Source organism: Streptomyces roseoviridis (assembly GCF_039535235.1).
In the GTDB taxonomy this organism is placed as follows: Bacteria; Actinomycetota; Actinomycetes; order Streptomycetales; family Streptomycetaceae; genus Streptomyces; species Streptomyces roseoviridis.
In genome coordinates, this window is record NZ_BAAAWU010000001.1 from 1,393,462 (window position 1) to 1,407,769 (window position 14,308).

At 74.0% G+C, this 14,308-nt stretch carries 15 protein-coding genes; 5 read left to right on the forward strand and 10 right to left on the reverse strand.

Annotation, left to right across the window (positions count from 1 at the left end):
• The first annotated feature begins 203 nt into the window (after nt 1-203).
• Together ABD954_RS06345 and ABD954_RS06350 are read left to right on the forward strand one after the other, a co-directional pair.
• Entirely contained in the window at nt 204-1,562 is a 1,359-nt protein-coding gene (locus ABD954_RS06345) for a hypothetical protein (RefSeq protein WP_345484793.1), read from the forward strand.
• 474 nt (nt 1,563-2,036) lie between these two features.
• The gene (locus tag ABD954_RS06350) at nt 2,037-3,041 is read left to right on the forward strand and encodes a Gfo/Idh/MocA family protein (RefSeq protein ID WP_345484794.1); all 1,005 of its coding nucleotides are present in this window, start codon (nt 2,037-2,039) and stop codon (nt 3,039-3,041) included.
• Nucleotides 3,042-3,059: 18 nt separating this feature from the next.
• Here the strand turns inward: ABD954_RS06350 and ABD954_RS06355 are convergent, their stop codons facing one another.
• Genes ABD954_RS06355 through ABD954_RS06365 form a run of 3 tightly spaced genes read right to left on the reverse strand, consistent with a single transcriptional unit; the run spans nt 3,060 to nt 4,932 of the window.
• On the reverse strand, nt 3,060-3,590 hold the full coding sequence (locus ABD954_RS06355) for a PaaI family thioesterase (RefSeq protein ID WP_345484795.1): 531 nt from the start codon (nt 3,588-3,590) through the stop codon (nt 3,060-3,062).
• A 16-nt stretch (nt 3,591-3,606) separates the two neighbouring features.
• Complete coding sequence (locus ABD954_RS06360) at nt 3,607-4,788, reverse strand: cytochrome P450 family protein (RefSeq protein ID WP_345484796.1); 1,182 nt, start codon at nt 4,786-4,788, stop codon at nt 3,607-3,609.
• A gap of 9 nt (nt 4,789-4,797) precedes the next feature.
• Nucleotides 4,798-4,932, reverse strand: a complete 135-nt coding sequence (locus ABD954_RS06365; RefSeq protein ID WP_382745968.1) for a hypothetical protein — start codon at nt 4,930-4,932, stop codon at nt 4,798-4,800.
• A gap of 167 nt (nt 4,933-5,099) precedes the next feature.
• Here ABD954_RS06365 and ABD954_RS06370 point away from each other — a divergent pair, with 167 nt between their 5' ends.
• Nucleotides 5,100-5,321 carry a hypothetical protein gene (locus ABD954_RS06370; RefSeq protein WP_345484797.1) on the forward strand — a complete coding sequence of 74 codons (222 nt, stop codon included), beginning with the start codon at nt 5,100-5,102 and terminating at the stop codon, nt 5,319-5,321.
• 269 nt (nt 5,322-5,590) lie between these two features.
• Here the strand turns inward: ABD954_RS06370 and ABD954_RS06375 are convergent, their stop codons facing one another.
• The 3 genes from ABD954_RS06375 to ABD954_RS06385 all read right to left on the reverse strand — a co-directional run bounded on the left by ABD954_RS06375 (nt 5,591) and on the right by ABD954_RS06385 (nt 7,603).
• The gene (locus ABD954_RS06375) at nt 5,591-5,953 is read right to left on the reverse strand and encodes a hypothetical protein (protein WP_345484798.1); all 363 of its coding nucleotides are present in this window, start codon (nt 5,951-5,953) and stop codon (nt 5,591-5,593) included.
• Nucleotides 5,954-5,964: 11 nt separating this feature from the next.
• Nucleotides 5,965-6,891: a DMT family transporter gene (locus ABD954_RS06380; protein WP_345484799.1), complete on the reverse strand. Its 927-nt coding sequence runs from the start codon at nt 6,889-6,891 to the stop codon at nt 5,965-5,967.
• A 97-nt stretch (nt 6,892-6,988) separates the two neighbouring features.
• On the reverse strand, nt 6,989-7,603 hold the full coding sequence (locus ABD954_RS06385; RefSeq protein ID WP_345484800.1) for a dihydrofolate reductase family protein: 615 nt from the start codon (nt 7,601-7,603) through the stop codon (nt 6,989-6,991).
• A 173-nt stretch (nt 7,604-7,776) separates the two neighbouring features.
• On the opposite strand from ABD954_RS06385, the gene ABD954_RS06390 reads away from it, so the two are divergent.
• Nucleotides 7,777-8,535 (forward strand): SDR family oxidoreductase, encoded by a 759-nt coding sequence (locus ABD954_RS06390; protein WP_345484801.1) that lies wholly within the window; start codon nt 7,777-7,779, stop codon nt 8,533-8,535.
• A gap of 255 nt (nt 8,536-8,790) precedes the next feature.
• Here the strand turns inward: ABD954_RS06390 and alc are convergent, their stop codons facing one another.
• Nucleotides 8,791-9,906, reverse strand: a complete 1,116-nt coding sequence (gene alc / locus ABD954_RS06395; RefSeq protein ID WP_345484802.1) for an allantoicase — start codon at nt 9,904-9,906, stop codon at nt 8,791-8,793.
• A 1-nt stretch (nt 9,907) separates the two neighbouring features.
• A complete protein-coding gene (gene allB / locus ABD954_RS06400) occupies nt 9,908-11,242 on the reverse strand; it encodes an allantoinase AllB (RefSeq protein ID WP_345484803.1) in 1,335 nt (444 codons plus the stop codon).
• Between the two features lie 335 nt (nt 11,243-11,577).
• Between allB and ABD954_RS06405 the strand changes: the two genes are divergently transcribed.
• Nucleotides 11,578-12,387: an IclR family transcriptional regulator gene (locus ABD954_RS06405; protein WP_345484804.1), complete on the forward strand. Its 810-nt coding sequence runs from the start codon at nt 11,578-11,580 to the stop codon at nt 12,385-12,387.
• An 86-nt stretch (nt 12,388-12,473) separates the two neighbouring features.
• Here the strand turns inward: ABD954_RS06405 and ABD954_RS06410 are convergent, their stop codons facing one another.
• Nucleotides 12,474-13,154, reverse strand: a complete 681-nt coding sequence (locus ABD954_RS06410; RefSeq protein WP_345484805.1) for an ABC transporter ATP-binding protein — start codon at nt 13,152-13,154, stop codon at nt 12,474-12,476.
• Nucleotides 13,151-14,239: an ABC transporter permease gene (locus ABD954_RS06415; RefSeq protein WP_345484806.1), complete on the reverse strand. Its 1,089-nt coding sequence runs from the start codon at nt 14,237-14,239 to the stop codon at nt 13,151-13,153. The genes ABD954_RS06410 and ABD954_RS06415 overlap by 4 nt, the downstream gene beginning before the upstream one ends.
• Between the last annotated feature and the right edge of the window lie 69 nt (nt 14,240-14,308).

Sequence of the window (14,308 nt, forward strand, 5' to 3'; positions counted from 1 at the left end):
CTGGCCGACGGCGGCCGGCTCGACGAGGGGACCGAACCGGCCACGGAGGAGGCGTTGAACGGCCAATCTCGCTCGTGGCGGAAGGAGTTGGTCCGTTCCGCCGCGCCACCGGTTTGACCTCCTGCACCATACGCAGCGGTACCGATCGACTACATACCGCAATGCACGAGGTGGAGATGCTCCGAAAGCCGGATCTTGCCCAGATGGTCACGATGGTGCACAACGCCGTCCTCCACGCGGAGGAGAACACGCGCACGTCGCTCACCGAGAGCTTCGACAGGGTCGACACCTCCCACCGGGCAGCCCAGGAGGCCACCTCCCGGGCGGTCACGGACGGGCTCCACCGGGTCACGGAAGAGATCGGCAGGATGCGCTACGACCTGCTCAGCGCCACCAAGGCACCCTCCGCCGAGGTCGTCACCAGCAAGGTCGACGAGGTCACCGGTCTCCTGCGGGCCGAGCTGACCGAACTGCGCGCCACCCTCGACCGCCTGGACCTCCTCGCCCTCGTCCCCCGGTCGTCGGCTCCCGGCGGCCCCGCCCGTCCGACGGACCCGGCCGCCACGGCACCGCTCCTCCCGCCTGCGATCCCGGTCCAGCGCGGCACCGAGGACGACCGGCACCCCGACAGCGGCTCCGTCCCCGTCTCCCCCGGGCCGCAGGCGACGCAGGCCGGGCCCGAAGGGCCTGACGAGGGCGGTGAGGAGGCCGGGGGCGGCGCGGACGGCGCGGGCGGTGCCGGCGGTGCGGTGACGCTCGGGGGGACGCCCGTCCCCCAGGAGCACGGCGCCTCCCAGGAGCCCGGTGCCGGCCCGGCCGGGCAGCGGGTCACCACCCCTCCCACCGCCGGGGAGCGCGGGGAGGGGGGCGGCGATGCCGCGGGACGGCTGCTCGAGACGGTCCGCGAGGCCACCGAACAGGTCACCGAACAGGTCACCGAGGGGATCACCACCGCCTTGGAGGAGGCACGCACCGGTCTCGCCACGCTGACCGGCGAACTCGCCGAGATCCGCGCGATGGTCGACCAGCTCCGGACCTCCGCCGCAGCGGCGGCGGAGGACGCCGCGAAGGCCGAGGGCGCCGCCGAGGGCGAGGACGCCGCCGAGGGCGAGGACGCCGCGCCGGCGCCGGTGAGCGCGGAGCACACCGCGCTGCTGCGGACCGCCGCCCGGATCTCCTCCGCCGACATGCGCTGCCACCGCGACACCTGGGAGTTCCTCACCGGCCTCACGGCGGGCCACCGGCACTTCCGCGTCCCGCCGCGCGTCATCGACGAGCCCGACGAGCGGGTCTTCGCCCCGCTGTCCGGCCGCTCGCTCATCGCGCTCCTGATCACCCTGGACGCCGTCGCCTCCGCTGCCTCCGACGGCAGCGGAGACCGGGAACTCGCGGCCGAGGTCTACGAGCGGATCCGGCAGCGCCTGACCGGCATCGGCCCCGGCGGAGGCGAACGGGTCACCATCACCCTCGACGACCGCGCCGAACCCGACTCCGGTGCCGACACCGACGACCAGGACGAGCAGGACGGCAAGACCGGCGGGCCGCGCGGCTGGGGCGCATGACGGCGGGCAGGGGGGCCGGTTGCCGGTGCGGGCCGGCACCCCTGCCGGCGGCCTGACGGCGACGAGGCAGCGTCCTGAGCCCGGCCGGCCGGGGTGCCCGGCGGGCCCGGTCACCCGCTGAAGGCATGCCGCGCCCCGGATCCCCCGCAGCGGGGCAAGGGTCGCGCTGCGGGGCGCGGTGGTGCCGGGCCCGAGCCCGTCCCGTAGCCGTACGCGCGGTCGCCGGTCGCCGGTCGCCGCCGCGCCCGTACCCGCGGCGACGGACGGTCCGTCGCCGGGGTCCGCCGGTAGGCGCCTCGGTCGGCCCGGCCGGGCGGAACGGGGACCCGGCGGGAAGGTGGGAGCGGGGCGGGGCGGGAGGTGGTCGGGGCGGGCCGACCAGGCGGGGCGGTGGGGCCGCGAGGCCGGATGGTCGGGTGGTCGGGTGGCCGGGCGTTCCTTGACACCCGATCCGTTCCGCACCACCTTGGGCGCATGCGGATCGGACTGGTCGGGACGGGGCGGATCGGCGGCTTCCACGCGGGAGTGCTCGCCCGGCACCCGGAGGTGGAGGCCCTGGTGCTCGCCGACGCCGACGGGGAGCGGGCCGCGCGCGTGGCGGGGGCACTGGGGGCCGAGGCGGCGCCGACGGTGGAGGCGCTGTTCGAGCAGCACGCGCTCGACGCGGTGGTGATCGCGTCGGCGACGGCCGCGCACGCGGAGTTGATCCGGCGGGCCGCCGCGGCCGGGCTTCCCGCCTTCTGCGAGAAGCCGATCGCGCTCGACGTGCCGGGGACGCTCGCCGCGCTCGACGCGGTCGCGGCGGCCGGAACCCAGCTCCAGCTGGGGTTCATGCGGCGGTTCGACGCCGGGTACCGGGCGGCGCGGGAGGCCGTCGGATCGGGCCGGCTCGGGCGGCTGCACACCGTACGGGCGGTGACCTCGGACCCGGCGCCGCCGCCCGCCGCCTATCTGCCCCTGTCGGGCGGGCTGTTCCGGGACTGTCTGGTCCACGACTTCGACATCGTGCGCTGGGTGACGGGCCGGGAGGTGGTGGAGGCGTACGCCACCGGGTCGGACGCGGGGCCCGCGATGTTCCGCGCGGCCGGGGACGTGGGCACGGCCGCCGCGCTGCTGACCCTGGACGACGGCACGCTGGTCACGGCCACCGCGACCCGCTGCAACGGCGCCGGCTACGACGTACGGATGGAGCTGGCCGGGGAGCGGGCACAGCTCGCCGTCGGGATGGACGAGCGGACTCCGCTGGAGTCGCTCGAACCGCAGGGCCCGCCGCCGCCCGCCAAGCCCTGGACCGGTTTCCTCGAGCGGTTCGCGCCGGCGTACGAGGCGGAGCTCGACGCCTTCGTCGGCCTGGTGCGCGGGGAGCGCGGCAACCCCTGCGACGGGCGCGAGGCGCTCGCCGCCCTGCGGATCGCGGAGGCGTGCGAGCGCTCGCGCCGCGAACGGCGCCCGGTGCGGATCGACGAGGTGCCGGCCTAGGCGGGTGCCTCCTGGGCTTCAGCCGCCGGCCGGCATCACCGTGCCCTGGGCCACCGCGCACAGCGTCTCGGTCCCTTCCGCGTCGGCGGTCAGCAGGTCGCAGCGGACGACGGCCTGTCGCCGTCCGGCGTGGACGACGCGGGCGCGGGCGCGCAGGACCGCTCCGACCGCCGGGCGGAGGTACTGGATGGTGAAGCCGCCGGTCAGGACGGCCGGGCCGAGGGCGGCTCCGCCGGCGAAGGTGAGGGCGTTGTCGGCGGCGTAGGAGAGCACTCCGCCGTGCAGGAAGCCGTTCTGCTGGTGCAGTTCCTCGCGGATGTCCAGTTCCAGAGTGGCGGCGCCGTCACCGAAGGCGGTGATCCGGGCGCCGAGGAGGCGACTGAAGGGCTGGCTGTCGAGGACCTTCTGGGCGAGGTCGAGGGCGGGGCCGGGACGGTCGGAGGAGGCGGGGCCGGGACGGTCGGTCGCGGGCCCGCCCCGGTCGGTCGCGGGCTCGACCCGGTCGGTCGCGGGCTCGACCCGGTCGGTCGGGGGGTTCACGGGGCTCACGGGGCTCCTAGGGGTTTCACCACGTCACGGGGAGACGGCGGGTGCCGCGGATCAGCAGGCCGGGCAGCCATTCCAACGGGCCGCCGGTAGGGTCCAGTTCCAGCCGGGGGAAGCGTTCCAGGAGCGACCGGATGGCGATCTTGCCCTCCAGGCGGGCGAGCGGGGCGCCCAGGCAGTAGTGGATGCCGTGCCCGAAGGCGAGGTGGCCGCGCGGGTCGCGCCGGATGTCGAAGCGGTCGGGGTCGGGGAAGCGGCCCGGATCGCGGGCGCCGGCGGCGAGGCCGACGAGCACGACGGAACCGGCGGGAACGACGGCGCCGCCCACGGGGACGTCCTCGACGGCGAAGCGGTACGTGGCGGCCTCCACCGGTCCGTCGTAGCGCAGCCCCTCCTCGATCGCGCCGTCAAGCAGGCTGAAGTCTGCCCTGAGCGCGGCGAGTTGGTCCGGGTGACGGAGCAGCGCGCGGACCGTGTTGGCGATCAGGTTGACCGTGGTCTCGTGGCCGGCGATCAGCAGCAGATAGACCAGGGCGCGCAGTTCCGGCAGGGAGAGCCGGTCGCCGTCCTCGGCGCGGGTGGCGATGAGGGCGGACAGCAGGTCGTCGGCGGGCCCGGCCGCGCGTCTGTCCTCGATGAGTTCGTCGAGGTAGCCGCCGAAGCCCTCGACGGCCTCCCGCTCGGTGAGGGCGCCGGTCGGGGCGACCAGCTCGTTCGACCAGGCACGGAAGGAGTCCCGGTCGGCGGCCGGGACGCCGAGGAGTTCGCAGATGACGGTGATGGGCAACGGGAAGGCGAAGGCGTCGACGAGGTCCGCGCGGCCGGCGGGCGCCATCGCGTCGAGGAGTTCACCGGCCAGTTGCACGACGCGCGGGCGCAGGGCCTCGACCCGGCGGCCGGTGAACTCGCCCGCGACGAGCTTGCGCAGCCGGGTGTGGTCGGGCGGGTCGACGCCGAGCAGGTTGGGGCCGATGACCTCGACCTCCAGCGGGACGAAGTCGACGACGGCGGAGGTGTTCTTGACGAACCGCGGGTCGGCGAGCGCGGCGCGGGCCTCCTCGTATCCGACGATCAGCCAGGCCGGGATGCCCTCGGGTGTGAGGATCTCGTGGACGGGTCCGGACGCGCGGAGCTTCGCGTAGTACGGGTACGGGTCGGCGGTGAAGTCCGGGCCGTACGCCCCCAGGTCGATGACGGACATCGGTCCAGGCTAGGCGCCGCCGTCCGGGTCGGGGAGGTCGAGAGGGCCGGCGCCGTGGACGAGCAGTGCGATCCGGACACGGTTGTCGAGGCCGAAGGTGGCCGGAATCCGCGAGTCGTGGGTCTTGACGGTGGGGACGCCCATGACGGCGATGTACGCGGGCGGGGGCCGGGCGGCGGGGGTGCGGCGACCGGTCGATACCAAAGTCGCGCGGGGGGCGGCTTCGGTCGTACGAACGTCGGACGCGAGCCCCACGAGACGGATACCGACGGCCGACGCGGCGCGGGCGGCGCATGGATCACGATCGGGGCATGAAGAGGTTTCTCGAAGTCACGGGCTTCCTGATGATGGTCTTCGGCGTGGCCGGAGTGATCCGCGAGCTGACCGACGGCTGGTTCAAACTGCTCGGCATGACCCGGTTCCTGACGGAGAACGTCGGGTTCCTGCACGGCCACGAGGTCTTCGCGAACATCGTGATCGCGGCCCTGGGCGTGGCGATACTGGTGGTGTCGGACCGGGTGCCACGCCACTGACCGGGCCGCCCTGCGTGCTTTCCGAGCCGGCCCTGCCGGGCCTCCCCCGGCGGGCCGTTTCCAGAACCCCGCCACGTCACCCGCGCCCGCCCATCTGAACCGGTCTTCCTCCTCGTCCTGCTCCGGGATGCCGGCGGCGCGCGCTGGAGAGGGGCTCGTGGAGGGCCACTCCCACCGGATCAACGCTCCGCAACGCCCGCTTCAGCGAGGCGAACCTCCCGTGCCGGATCCCGTACAGGCGGGGGACCCGGAGCAGGTCGAAACGGCCGTCACTTCTCGTCGAGGTCGGCGAGGAGCGGCGCCAGGCGGTGGGTGAGGGCGCCGCGGGCGTGGACGGCGGCGCCCGCGACGGCGAAGGGGACGGACGCCGCGAGCAGGCCGAGGAGTTCGGGCCAGTCACGGGACTCGTAGCACGGCTCGTCGTGGTGGTAGTCGCCCGAGAGCAGCGTGCCGCAGTCGTTGCCCCGGTCCGTCTCGTACGGGGTGAGGAGCAGCACCGCGCACCACACCCACAGCAGCGCGGCGACGGTCAGCAGGCAAAGGCCCCAGCCCTGGGTGCGGACCGCCCGTGCGCGGAGCGTCTCGACCGGCGAGGGGACGGGGCGGGGGTGGCGCGGGTGGCGTGTGGTCATGACCGGTGAACCTACCCGGCGTCCCGGTCGGCGGCCCGGCGGCCCCACGTGGTGCCCGCCAGCACGAGGACCGCGCCCGCGAGACCGAGGGCGCCGGGGCGGTCACCCGCCAGGGCGATGCCCGCGGCGGCGGCCCACAGGGGCTCGGTGCCCAGCAGCAGGCTGACCCGGGAAGGCGACGTGCGGCGCACCGCCCACATCTGCACGAAGAAGGCGAAGAGGGTGCAGAAGACGGAGAGGAAGAGGAGTCCTGCCCATGCGCGCGGCCCGAAGCCGAGCGCGACCGACCAGGGCGAGGCCCCGGTGGCGGGCGCGGCGGCGAGGAGCGCGAAGACGGCGACGGCGGCGCCGAGCTGGACGGTGGTGAGGGAGAGCGAGTCGGCGCTCCGCACGGCCTTGATCCGCGACATCGCGAGGACGTGCACGGTCCGGGCGAGGGCGGCGAGCAGCATCAGCAGGTCGCCGGCCGACGGTGCGGTGAAGCCCGCGCCCTGGGTCAGCAGGATCACGCCCGTCACGGAGAGCGCCGCGGCGGCGAGGAAGGCGCGGGGCGGCCGGACCCGGGTCACGGCCGCCTCGGCGAGCGGGGTGAAGATCATGGTGAGGCTGATGATCAGGCCCGCGTTGGTGGCGGAGGTGTGGACGACTCCGTAGGTCTCCAGGAGGAAGATTCCGGCGAGGATCAGTCCGAGGAGGCCCGCGCCGCGCCACTGTGCCGCGTCCAGCGCCCGCAGCCTGCGCCATCCGGCGACGACGAGCACCGGCAGCACCACGGCGAACCGCAGGACGAGCACGGCGATCACGGTGTGGGTGGCGGTGATGCCCTTGGCGGCGAGGTAGCTGGTGCCCCAGACCACCGCCACGAGGAGCACGGGCAGGTCGGTGAGCCAGGCCCGGCGCGGGGCGCCGAGGGGCAGGGGTGCGGCAAGCGAGGACATGGCGGCGAGGTCTCCGGCTCTTGTTGCGGGGTGGAGACTTCGGCGGCTCTCACGCGGGCGCGATCACCGTATCCGCCGGACAACGGTGGTGGCTACATCATTCGCCGACGGTGCCGAAGCGGGGGCGGCCGGCGAGCTCGTAGGTGTGGATGCCGACGCCCGCGGCGGTGGTGCGGGCGTCGAGCAGCCGGAAGGCGCTCGGGGTCGCCCCCTCGCGGAACAGCCGGCGGCCGCTGCCGAGGACCACGGGGAAGACCAGCAGGTTCAGCCGGTCGATGAGGTCGTGGGCGAGCAGGGTCTGCGCCAGGCCGCCGCTGCCGTGCATCTGGATCTCACCGTCCACGCGCTGCTTGAGCGCGGCGACGGCATCGGCCGGGTCGCCCCGCAGCACCGTGGTGGTGGGCCAGTCGCCGGAGGTGAGCGTGGTGGAGACGACGTACTTCGGAAGCGCGTTGAGCGGGCCCGCCACCGGGTCGTCGGGGTCGGTCTGGTGCGGCCAGTAGCTCGCGAAGATGTCGTAGGTGCGGCGGCCGAGGAGGAAGGCGGCGGGCCGGGCGAAGACCTCGTTGACGAAGCGGCCGAAGTCCTCGTCGAGGTACGGGGCGACCCAGCCGCCCTGGTCGAAGCCGCCGCTCGGGTCCTCCTCCGGGCCGCCGGGGGCCTGGTAGACGCCGTCGAGGGTGAGGAACTGGGTGAGGCTCAGGGTGGCCATGACGAATGCCCTCTCTTCCGCTCTTTCCGGACCATCGTGTCCCACCCGTGTCGACCCCGCCCGCCCGCGGATCTCATCGGTGGTCGCGTCGCCGTCCGTTTCCCGCCAGCGCCGGCCGCACCACCACCGTTTGATTGAACTCGCAACGACAACCGATGTGCGAGGAGTACGCGATGTCCACGACGAAGGCGACGACCGGCATGAGCGGCAAGGCGGTCCTGGTCACCGGTGGCAGCAGGGGCGTGGGGGCGGCGACCGCCGTGCGGCTCGCCCGGGAGGGAGCGGACGTGGCCTTCACCTATGTCCGGGACGAGGTCCGGGCGAAGGAGGTCGCCGCCCGGATCGAGGCACTGGGCCGCACGGCCCTGCCGCTGCGGGCCGACGCCGCAGGCGCCGGTGACGCGGCGGGCGCCGTGGAGTGGGCGGTGGACGCCCTCGGAGGGCTCGACGTCCTGGTCAACAACGTCGGCGTGGGTGTGGTCGCGCCGCTGGAGCAGCTGAGCCTGGCCGACGTGGACCGGGTCCTCGCCGTGAACGTCCGCTCCGTGTTCCTCGCCTCGCAGGCGGCGGCCGCGCGGATGCCGGACGGCGGGCGGATCGTCACGATCGGCACCTGCATGACCCAGCGGGTCCCGGGCCCCGGCGGCACGCTGTACACGATGAGCAAGGCGGCCCTGGTCGGCCTGACCAAGGCGCTCGCCCGCGAGCTGGGCGGCCGGGGCATCAACGCGAACATCGTCCACCCGGGCCCGACGGACACGGACATGAACCCGGCCGACGGCCCGTACGCGCAGGGCCAGGCGGCCGTGACGGCCCTGGGCCGCTTCGGCACCGCCGACGAGGTCGCCTCCATGGTGGCGTTCCTGGCGGGCCCGGAGGCGGCGTACGTGACGGGCGCCGAGTTCTCGGTGGACGGCGGCCACGCGGCGTGACACGGGAGGGCGGAAGCGGACGCGCGGCCCGGCCCCGAACCGGTCCGACGCGCTGCCCCGCCGCCGGGTAGCCCCGATGTCCGGCCCCGCCCCCAGGGCAATCCGTGACGTGCCGTCCTGGCCCCCTCGGCACCCACGAGCACCTAGGCGAACCGAGCCACAAAAAATACGGGGCGCACCGGTGCTGTCGGGCCGGTGCGCCCTCGCGGGCCGGGCGGGGTGTCGTGCCCGCCCGGTTCCGGTGGGCGGGTGGGGTCAGCCGCCCAGTTCCTGGTGGCGGGCGGTCAGCCGGGCCGCGCCGGTTTCGGTGAGGGAGCCGTAGAGGCGGAGGCGGGAGATGCCGCCGTCGGGGTAGATGTCGATGCGGACGCGGGAGCCGACGGCCGGGGCGTCGAGGACGAAGCGGTGGTTGGTGTCGGGCTGGAGGCGGGTCCGGGGGAGGATCTCGGTCCAGTCCTCGGAGCCTTCGGCGGCGACGGAGAGGGCGGCCCAGCCGGCGCTGTTGCCCTTGAGGTAGGCGGTGTCGATCTCGACGGCGCGGATCTCGGATTCGGCGGCGAGGCTGTAGCGGATCCAGTCGTTGCCCTTGTCGCGGCGGCGGCGGGTCTCCCAGCCGTCGTCCATCTTGCGGGAGCGGCCGGGCTGGATGGTGTTGGTGGCCGGGGAGTAGAAGCGGTCGGATGCGTCCTCGACCTGGCCGCCGTTCTCGAGGGCGGCGAGGTCGAAGGTGCCGAGGACGGCGAGCCACTGCGGGTCGGGGGCGACTTCGCCGTGGACGCGGAGGCGGGCGATGCCGCCGTCGGGGTGCTGGTTGACCCGGAGGTGGGTGAAGCGCTGTTCGACGTCGACGGCGAAGCCGTTGGCGGCGTGGCCGCCGATGGCGGTGCGGGGGACGAGGGTGGTCCACTTGACGTCGTCGGCGAGGAGGTCCTCGGGCGAGGGGGAGCCGGCGACGGAGGTGGCTTCGACGGACACGGCCTGCGGGTAGTTGCCGCGGAAGTGGGCGGTGTCGACGACGATGCCGCGGATGACGCCGGGGGCGCCGAGGCGTACGAGGGCCCAGTCGTGGTCGTCCTCGGTGGGGTGGGGCTGTGCGGCGGAGACGCCGCGGCGGCGGCGGGTCTCCCAGCCGTCCATGATCTTGCCCTTGTGCCCGAAGTGCTCGGGGTCGAACTCGGCGGCCTCGGGCTTCAGCAGGTTCTCGCGCTCGGCGAAGAACTCGTCGTTGGCGGCGATGACGCCGGCGCCGAGGCGGCGGTCGGCGAGGTCGGCGTACTGGGTGAAGGGGAAGTCGGCGGTGCGGTAGTCGGCGTAGGGGTCACCGCCGCCGTAGGGGCTGGCGTCACCGGTGAAGCGCGGTATGGCGGACACGTCAGTTGTTCCTTTCGAGGAGGCGGCCGGTGGGCTCGGTGAGGGTGCCGTGGTCGGCGATCCGCTCTCCGCGCAGCCAGGTGGAGGTGACGACGCCGTGCAGGGTCTTGCCCGCGTAGGCGGTGATGCGGTTGCGGTGTTCCAGGTCGGCCGGGTCGACGGTGAAGGTGGCGTCGGGGTCGAGGACGGCGAAGTCGGCGTCGCGGCCGGCTTCGATGGCGCCCTTCTGGTGGAGGCCGGCGAGCCGGGCGGGGGCGGTGGACATCCAGCGGGCGACGTCGGTGAGGTCGTGGCCGCGGCGGCGGGCCTCGGTCCAGATGGCGGGGAGGCCGAGCTGGAGGGAGGAGATGCCGCCCCAGGCGGAGGCGAAGTCCGGGGTCTTGAGGTCGGCGGTGGACGGCGAGTGGTCGGAGACGATGCAGTCGATGGTGCCGTCGGCGAGGCCCTGCCAGAGCAGGTCCTGGTTGGCGGCCTCGCGGATGGGCGGGCAGCACTTGAACTCGGTGGCGCCGTCCGGGACTTCTTCGGCCGTGAGGGTGAGGAAGTGGGGGCAGGACTCGACGGTGATCTTGACGCCTTCGGCCTTGGCGGCGGCGATGAGCGGCAGGGCGTCGGAGGACGACAGGTGCAGGACGTGGACGCGGGCGCTGAGCCGGCGGGCCTGGTTGATCAGGTTCTCGATGGCGGTGTTCTCGGCGACGCGGGGCCGGGAGGCGAGGAAGTCGGTGTACTTCGGGCTGCTCTTCTGGGGTGCCGCGTCGAGCTCGTGCGGGTCCTCGGCGTGCACGATCATCAGGCCGCCGAAGCCGGCGATCTCGGCGAGGGAGGTGGCCAGCTGGTCCTGGTCGAGCTGGGGGAACTCCTCGACGCCGGAGGGGCTGAGGAAGCACTTGAACCCGAAGACGCCGGCGTCGTGGAGCGGGCGCAGGTCCTTGACGTTGTCGGGGAGGGCGCCGCCCCAGAATCCGGTGTCGATGTGCGCCTTGGGGCGGGCGACGTCCTGCTTGATGCGCAGGTTCTCGACGGTGGTGGTGGGCGGCAGGGAGTTGAGCGGCATGTCGAGGAGGGTGGTGATGCCGCCGGCGGCCGCGGCGCGGGTGGCGGTCCAGAAGCCCTCCCACTCGGTGCGGCCGGGGTCGTTCACGTGGACGTGGGTGTCGACGAGTCCGGGCAGGACGACGTCGTCGCCGACGTCTTCCAGCCGGGCGCCGGCCGGTACCTCGGCGTCGTACGGCAGCACGGCCGCGATCTTCCCGCCGGAGACGGCGATCGACGCCGCGCGGGTTCCCTCGGGGGTGATGACGCGCGTCGAGCGCAGGACCAGGTTGACGTCCACCCGTACCCCTTCTTCTTCCGTGCTTCTTCCACGAAGCAGAATTTCAACGAACTGTTGAAGGAGTCTGCGCGCGAGACGACATGTCGTCAAGGGCACACTTCCAGCATGGGCCGCCGAGGAACCCTGCTTGGAGGTTTCCATGAAGTGGAAGTGGAATTTCGTACAGTAGAACGTAGCTCCGCACATGCGGGGCGGACCAGGGCCCCTCCGGGCAGCCGCCGACAACGGACAAACACCCCCCTGACCGGCCCGGACGCCGGGACCTGGGCCGTGTGTCCGGCGCGGCCGCCCGGTAGGCTGCTGACTTGCCCGCCTGCCCCGAAAGGACCGTTGACGTGCCGACGTCCAGCGCCAGCACCACCGACGCCGCCAAGCCCGCCGCCGCGAGCGGAGGCGTCCAGTCCCTCGAGCGTGCCTTCGACCTCCTGGAGCGGATGGCCGACGCAGGCGGCGAGGTCGGGCTGAGCGAGCTCTCCGCCAGCAGCGGACTGCCGCTGCCGACCATCCACCGGCTCATGCGCACGCTGGTCGCCTGCGGCTACGTCCGCCAGCAGCCCAACCGCCGCTACGCCCTCGGCCCCCGCCTGATCCGGCTCGGCGAGTCCGCCTCCCGGCTGCTCGGCACCTGGGCCCGCCCGTATCTGGCCCGGCTCGTCGAGGAGACCGGCGAGACGGCGAACATGGCGCTGCTCGACGGGGACGAGATCGTCTACGTCGCGCAGGTGCCGTCCAAGCACTCCATGCGCATGTTCACCGAGGTCGGCCGCCGGGTGCTGCCGCACTCCACGGGCGTCGGCAAGGCGCTGCTCGCGCACACCCCGGCCGACGAGGTCCGCGCGCTCCTCGCCCGTACCGGCATGCCGGCCGCGACCGAGAAGACCATCACCACCCCCGAGGGCTTCCTCGACGCCCTGGCCGTGGTGCGCGAGACGGGTTACGCGGTCGACGACAACGAGCAGGAGATAGGGGTCCGCTGCCTCGCGGTCCCCGTCCCCAACTCCCCCACCGCGGCGGCCATCTCGATCTCGGGCCCGGCCGGACGCGTGACGGAGGCGGCCACCGAGAAGATCGTCCCGATCCTCCACGAGGTCGCCGAGGAACTGTCGGCGGCGCTCGCGAACACGGCGGGCAACGGCCAGGGCTGATCCCCTGCCCGCGCCCGAGCGAAGGGCGCCCGGAACCGTGGGGTTCCGGGCGCCCTTCGCGTACGCGGTGACGGGAGGGTGGCGGCTCAGACCGTCGCGGCCTGGGTGAGCCGCCCGTCCCGCACCGACACCACCCGCCCCGCCCGTCCCACGTGCGTGCGGTCGTGCGTGACCAGGACCGTCGCCGTGCCCCGCTGCGCCGTCAGCGTGGCGAGCAGATCCATGACGGCCGCGCCCCGCTCGTGGTCCAGGGCACTGGTCGGCTCGTCCACCAGGAGCACGCAGGGGTCGTTCATCAGCGCCCTGGCGATGTTGACGCGCTGGCGCTGGCCGCCGGAGAGCTGGTGGGGGCGGCGGTGCGCCTGCTCGGCCAGGCCGACGGCGTCGAGCAGGTCCCGGGCCCGGTCCCGTACGGCGCGCGGGCTCCGGCCGGAGAGGTGGGCCATGACCTGGAGCTGTTCGAGGGCGGTGAGCGAGGGCAGCAGGTTGGGCTGCTGGAAGACGATGCCGATCTTCTCGCGGCGCAGCACCGCCTTCTCCGCCGGCCCCAGCGGCGCGGTGTCCGTGCCGGCCACGACGACCCGGCCCCGGTCCGGGGTCACCAGGGTCGCGGCCACCGCGAGGAGGCTGGACTTGCCGGAGCCGGAGGGGCCGACGACGGCGGTGAGACCGCCGGCCGGGACCTCCAGGGAGACGGCGTCGAGGGCGGTGAGGCGGCCTTCGCCGTCCGGGTAGGTCAGGGTCACGTCTTCGAGCCGCAGGCTCATCGGGCACTCCCGAGGGCGGTCAGGGGGTCGACGGCGGTGATCCGCCGGATGGACAGGGCCGCGCCGAGGACGCCGAGCGCGATCATGACGGCGGCGGGTCCGAGCACGGTGAGCGGCCGCAGGACGAAGGGCACGTCCCCGCCGCTGATGAGTCCGCCGACGGCGGCCGCGAGACCGGTGCCGAGCAGGGTGCCCGCGCCGAGCATCGCCACGGCCTGGCCCAGCGCGTCCTTCAGGAGGTACGGGGTGGAGGCGCCCAGCGCCTTCAGGACGGCCACGTCGGCGCTGCGCTGGATGGTCCAGACGGTGAAGAAGGCCCCTATGACCAGCGCGGAGATGACGAAGAGGAAGCCGCGCATCATCTGGAGCGAGCCGTTCTCGGCCTGGTAGGACCCTATGGCGGTGAGGGCGCCGTCGACCGTCCGCGACCGGGTGCCGAGGGCCTGGTCGCCGGCAGCCCAGTCGGCGCCGGAGCCGCTGAGCGCGATGACGGTGGCCGTGGCCCGCTCCTCGGGCGTGGTGCCGTCGCGGCCGAGCCGCTGCCAGTCGTCGAGGGTGATCCACGCGACGGGTGTGTGGCTGTACGAGGCGTCTCCGGCGACCGCGGCGACGGTGACCTCCAGGGGGCCGAGGCGCACCGCGTCCCCGGCCGTGGCGTCCAGTTCCTCGGCGGCCGCTTCCGACAGGACGGCGTGCCCGGGCGCGAGCCGCCCGGTCCCGGGTGCGAGGCCGCCGGCCGGCCGCGTACCGAAGGCGGAGAGCGCGGCCGTGCGGTCGCCGGCGGTGGCGTTGAGGGTGCGGATGCCGAGGGGTTCGGCGGCTGTCACTCCGGGCCGCCCGGCCCACCGCCGCCACTGGTCCTCGCTCACCGTCGAGCTGGTGAAGGAGACGGACTGCCCGGACGGCGGCGCCGCGAAGGCGATCCGGTCGGCGGGCAGGCCGGTGATCGCCGAGATGTTCTCGCGGGCGAGCCCGGCGGTCAGCCCGGACAGCAGTCCGACGAGCAGGGTGATCAGCACGATCACCGTGCCCATCAAGGTGAATCGCCCCTTGGCGAATCTCAGGTCTCTCCATGCCACGAACATGGGACCAAGCCTGCTCGCCGGGGTCCGCGTCGGGCATCGCGCCACGGATGGCTCGGCAATCAAACTTTC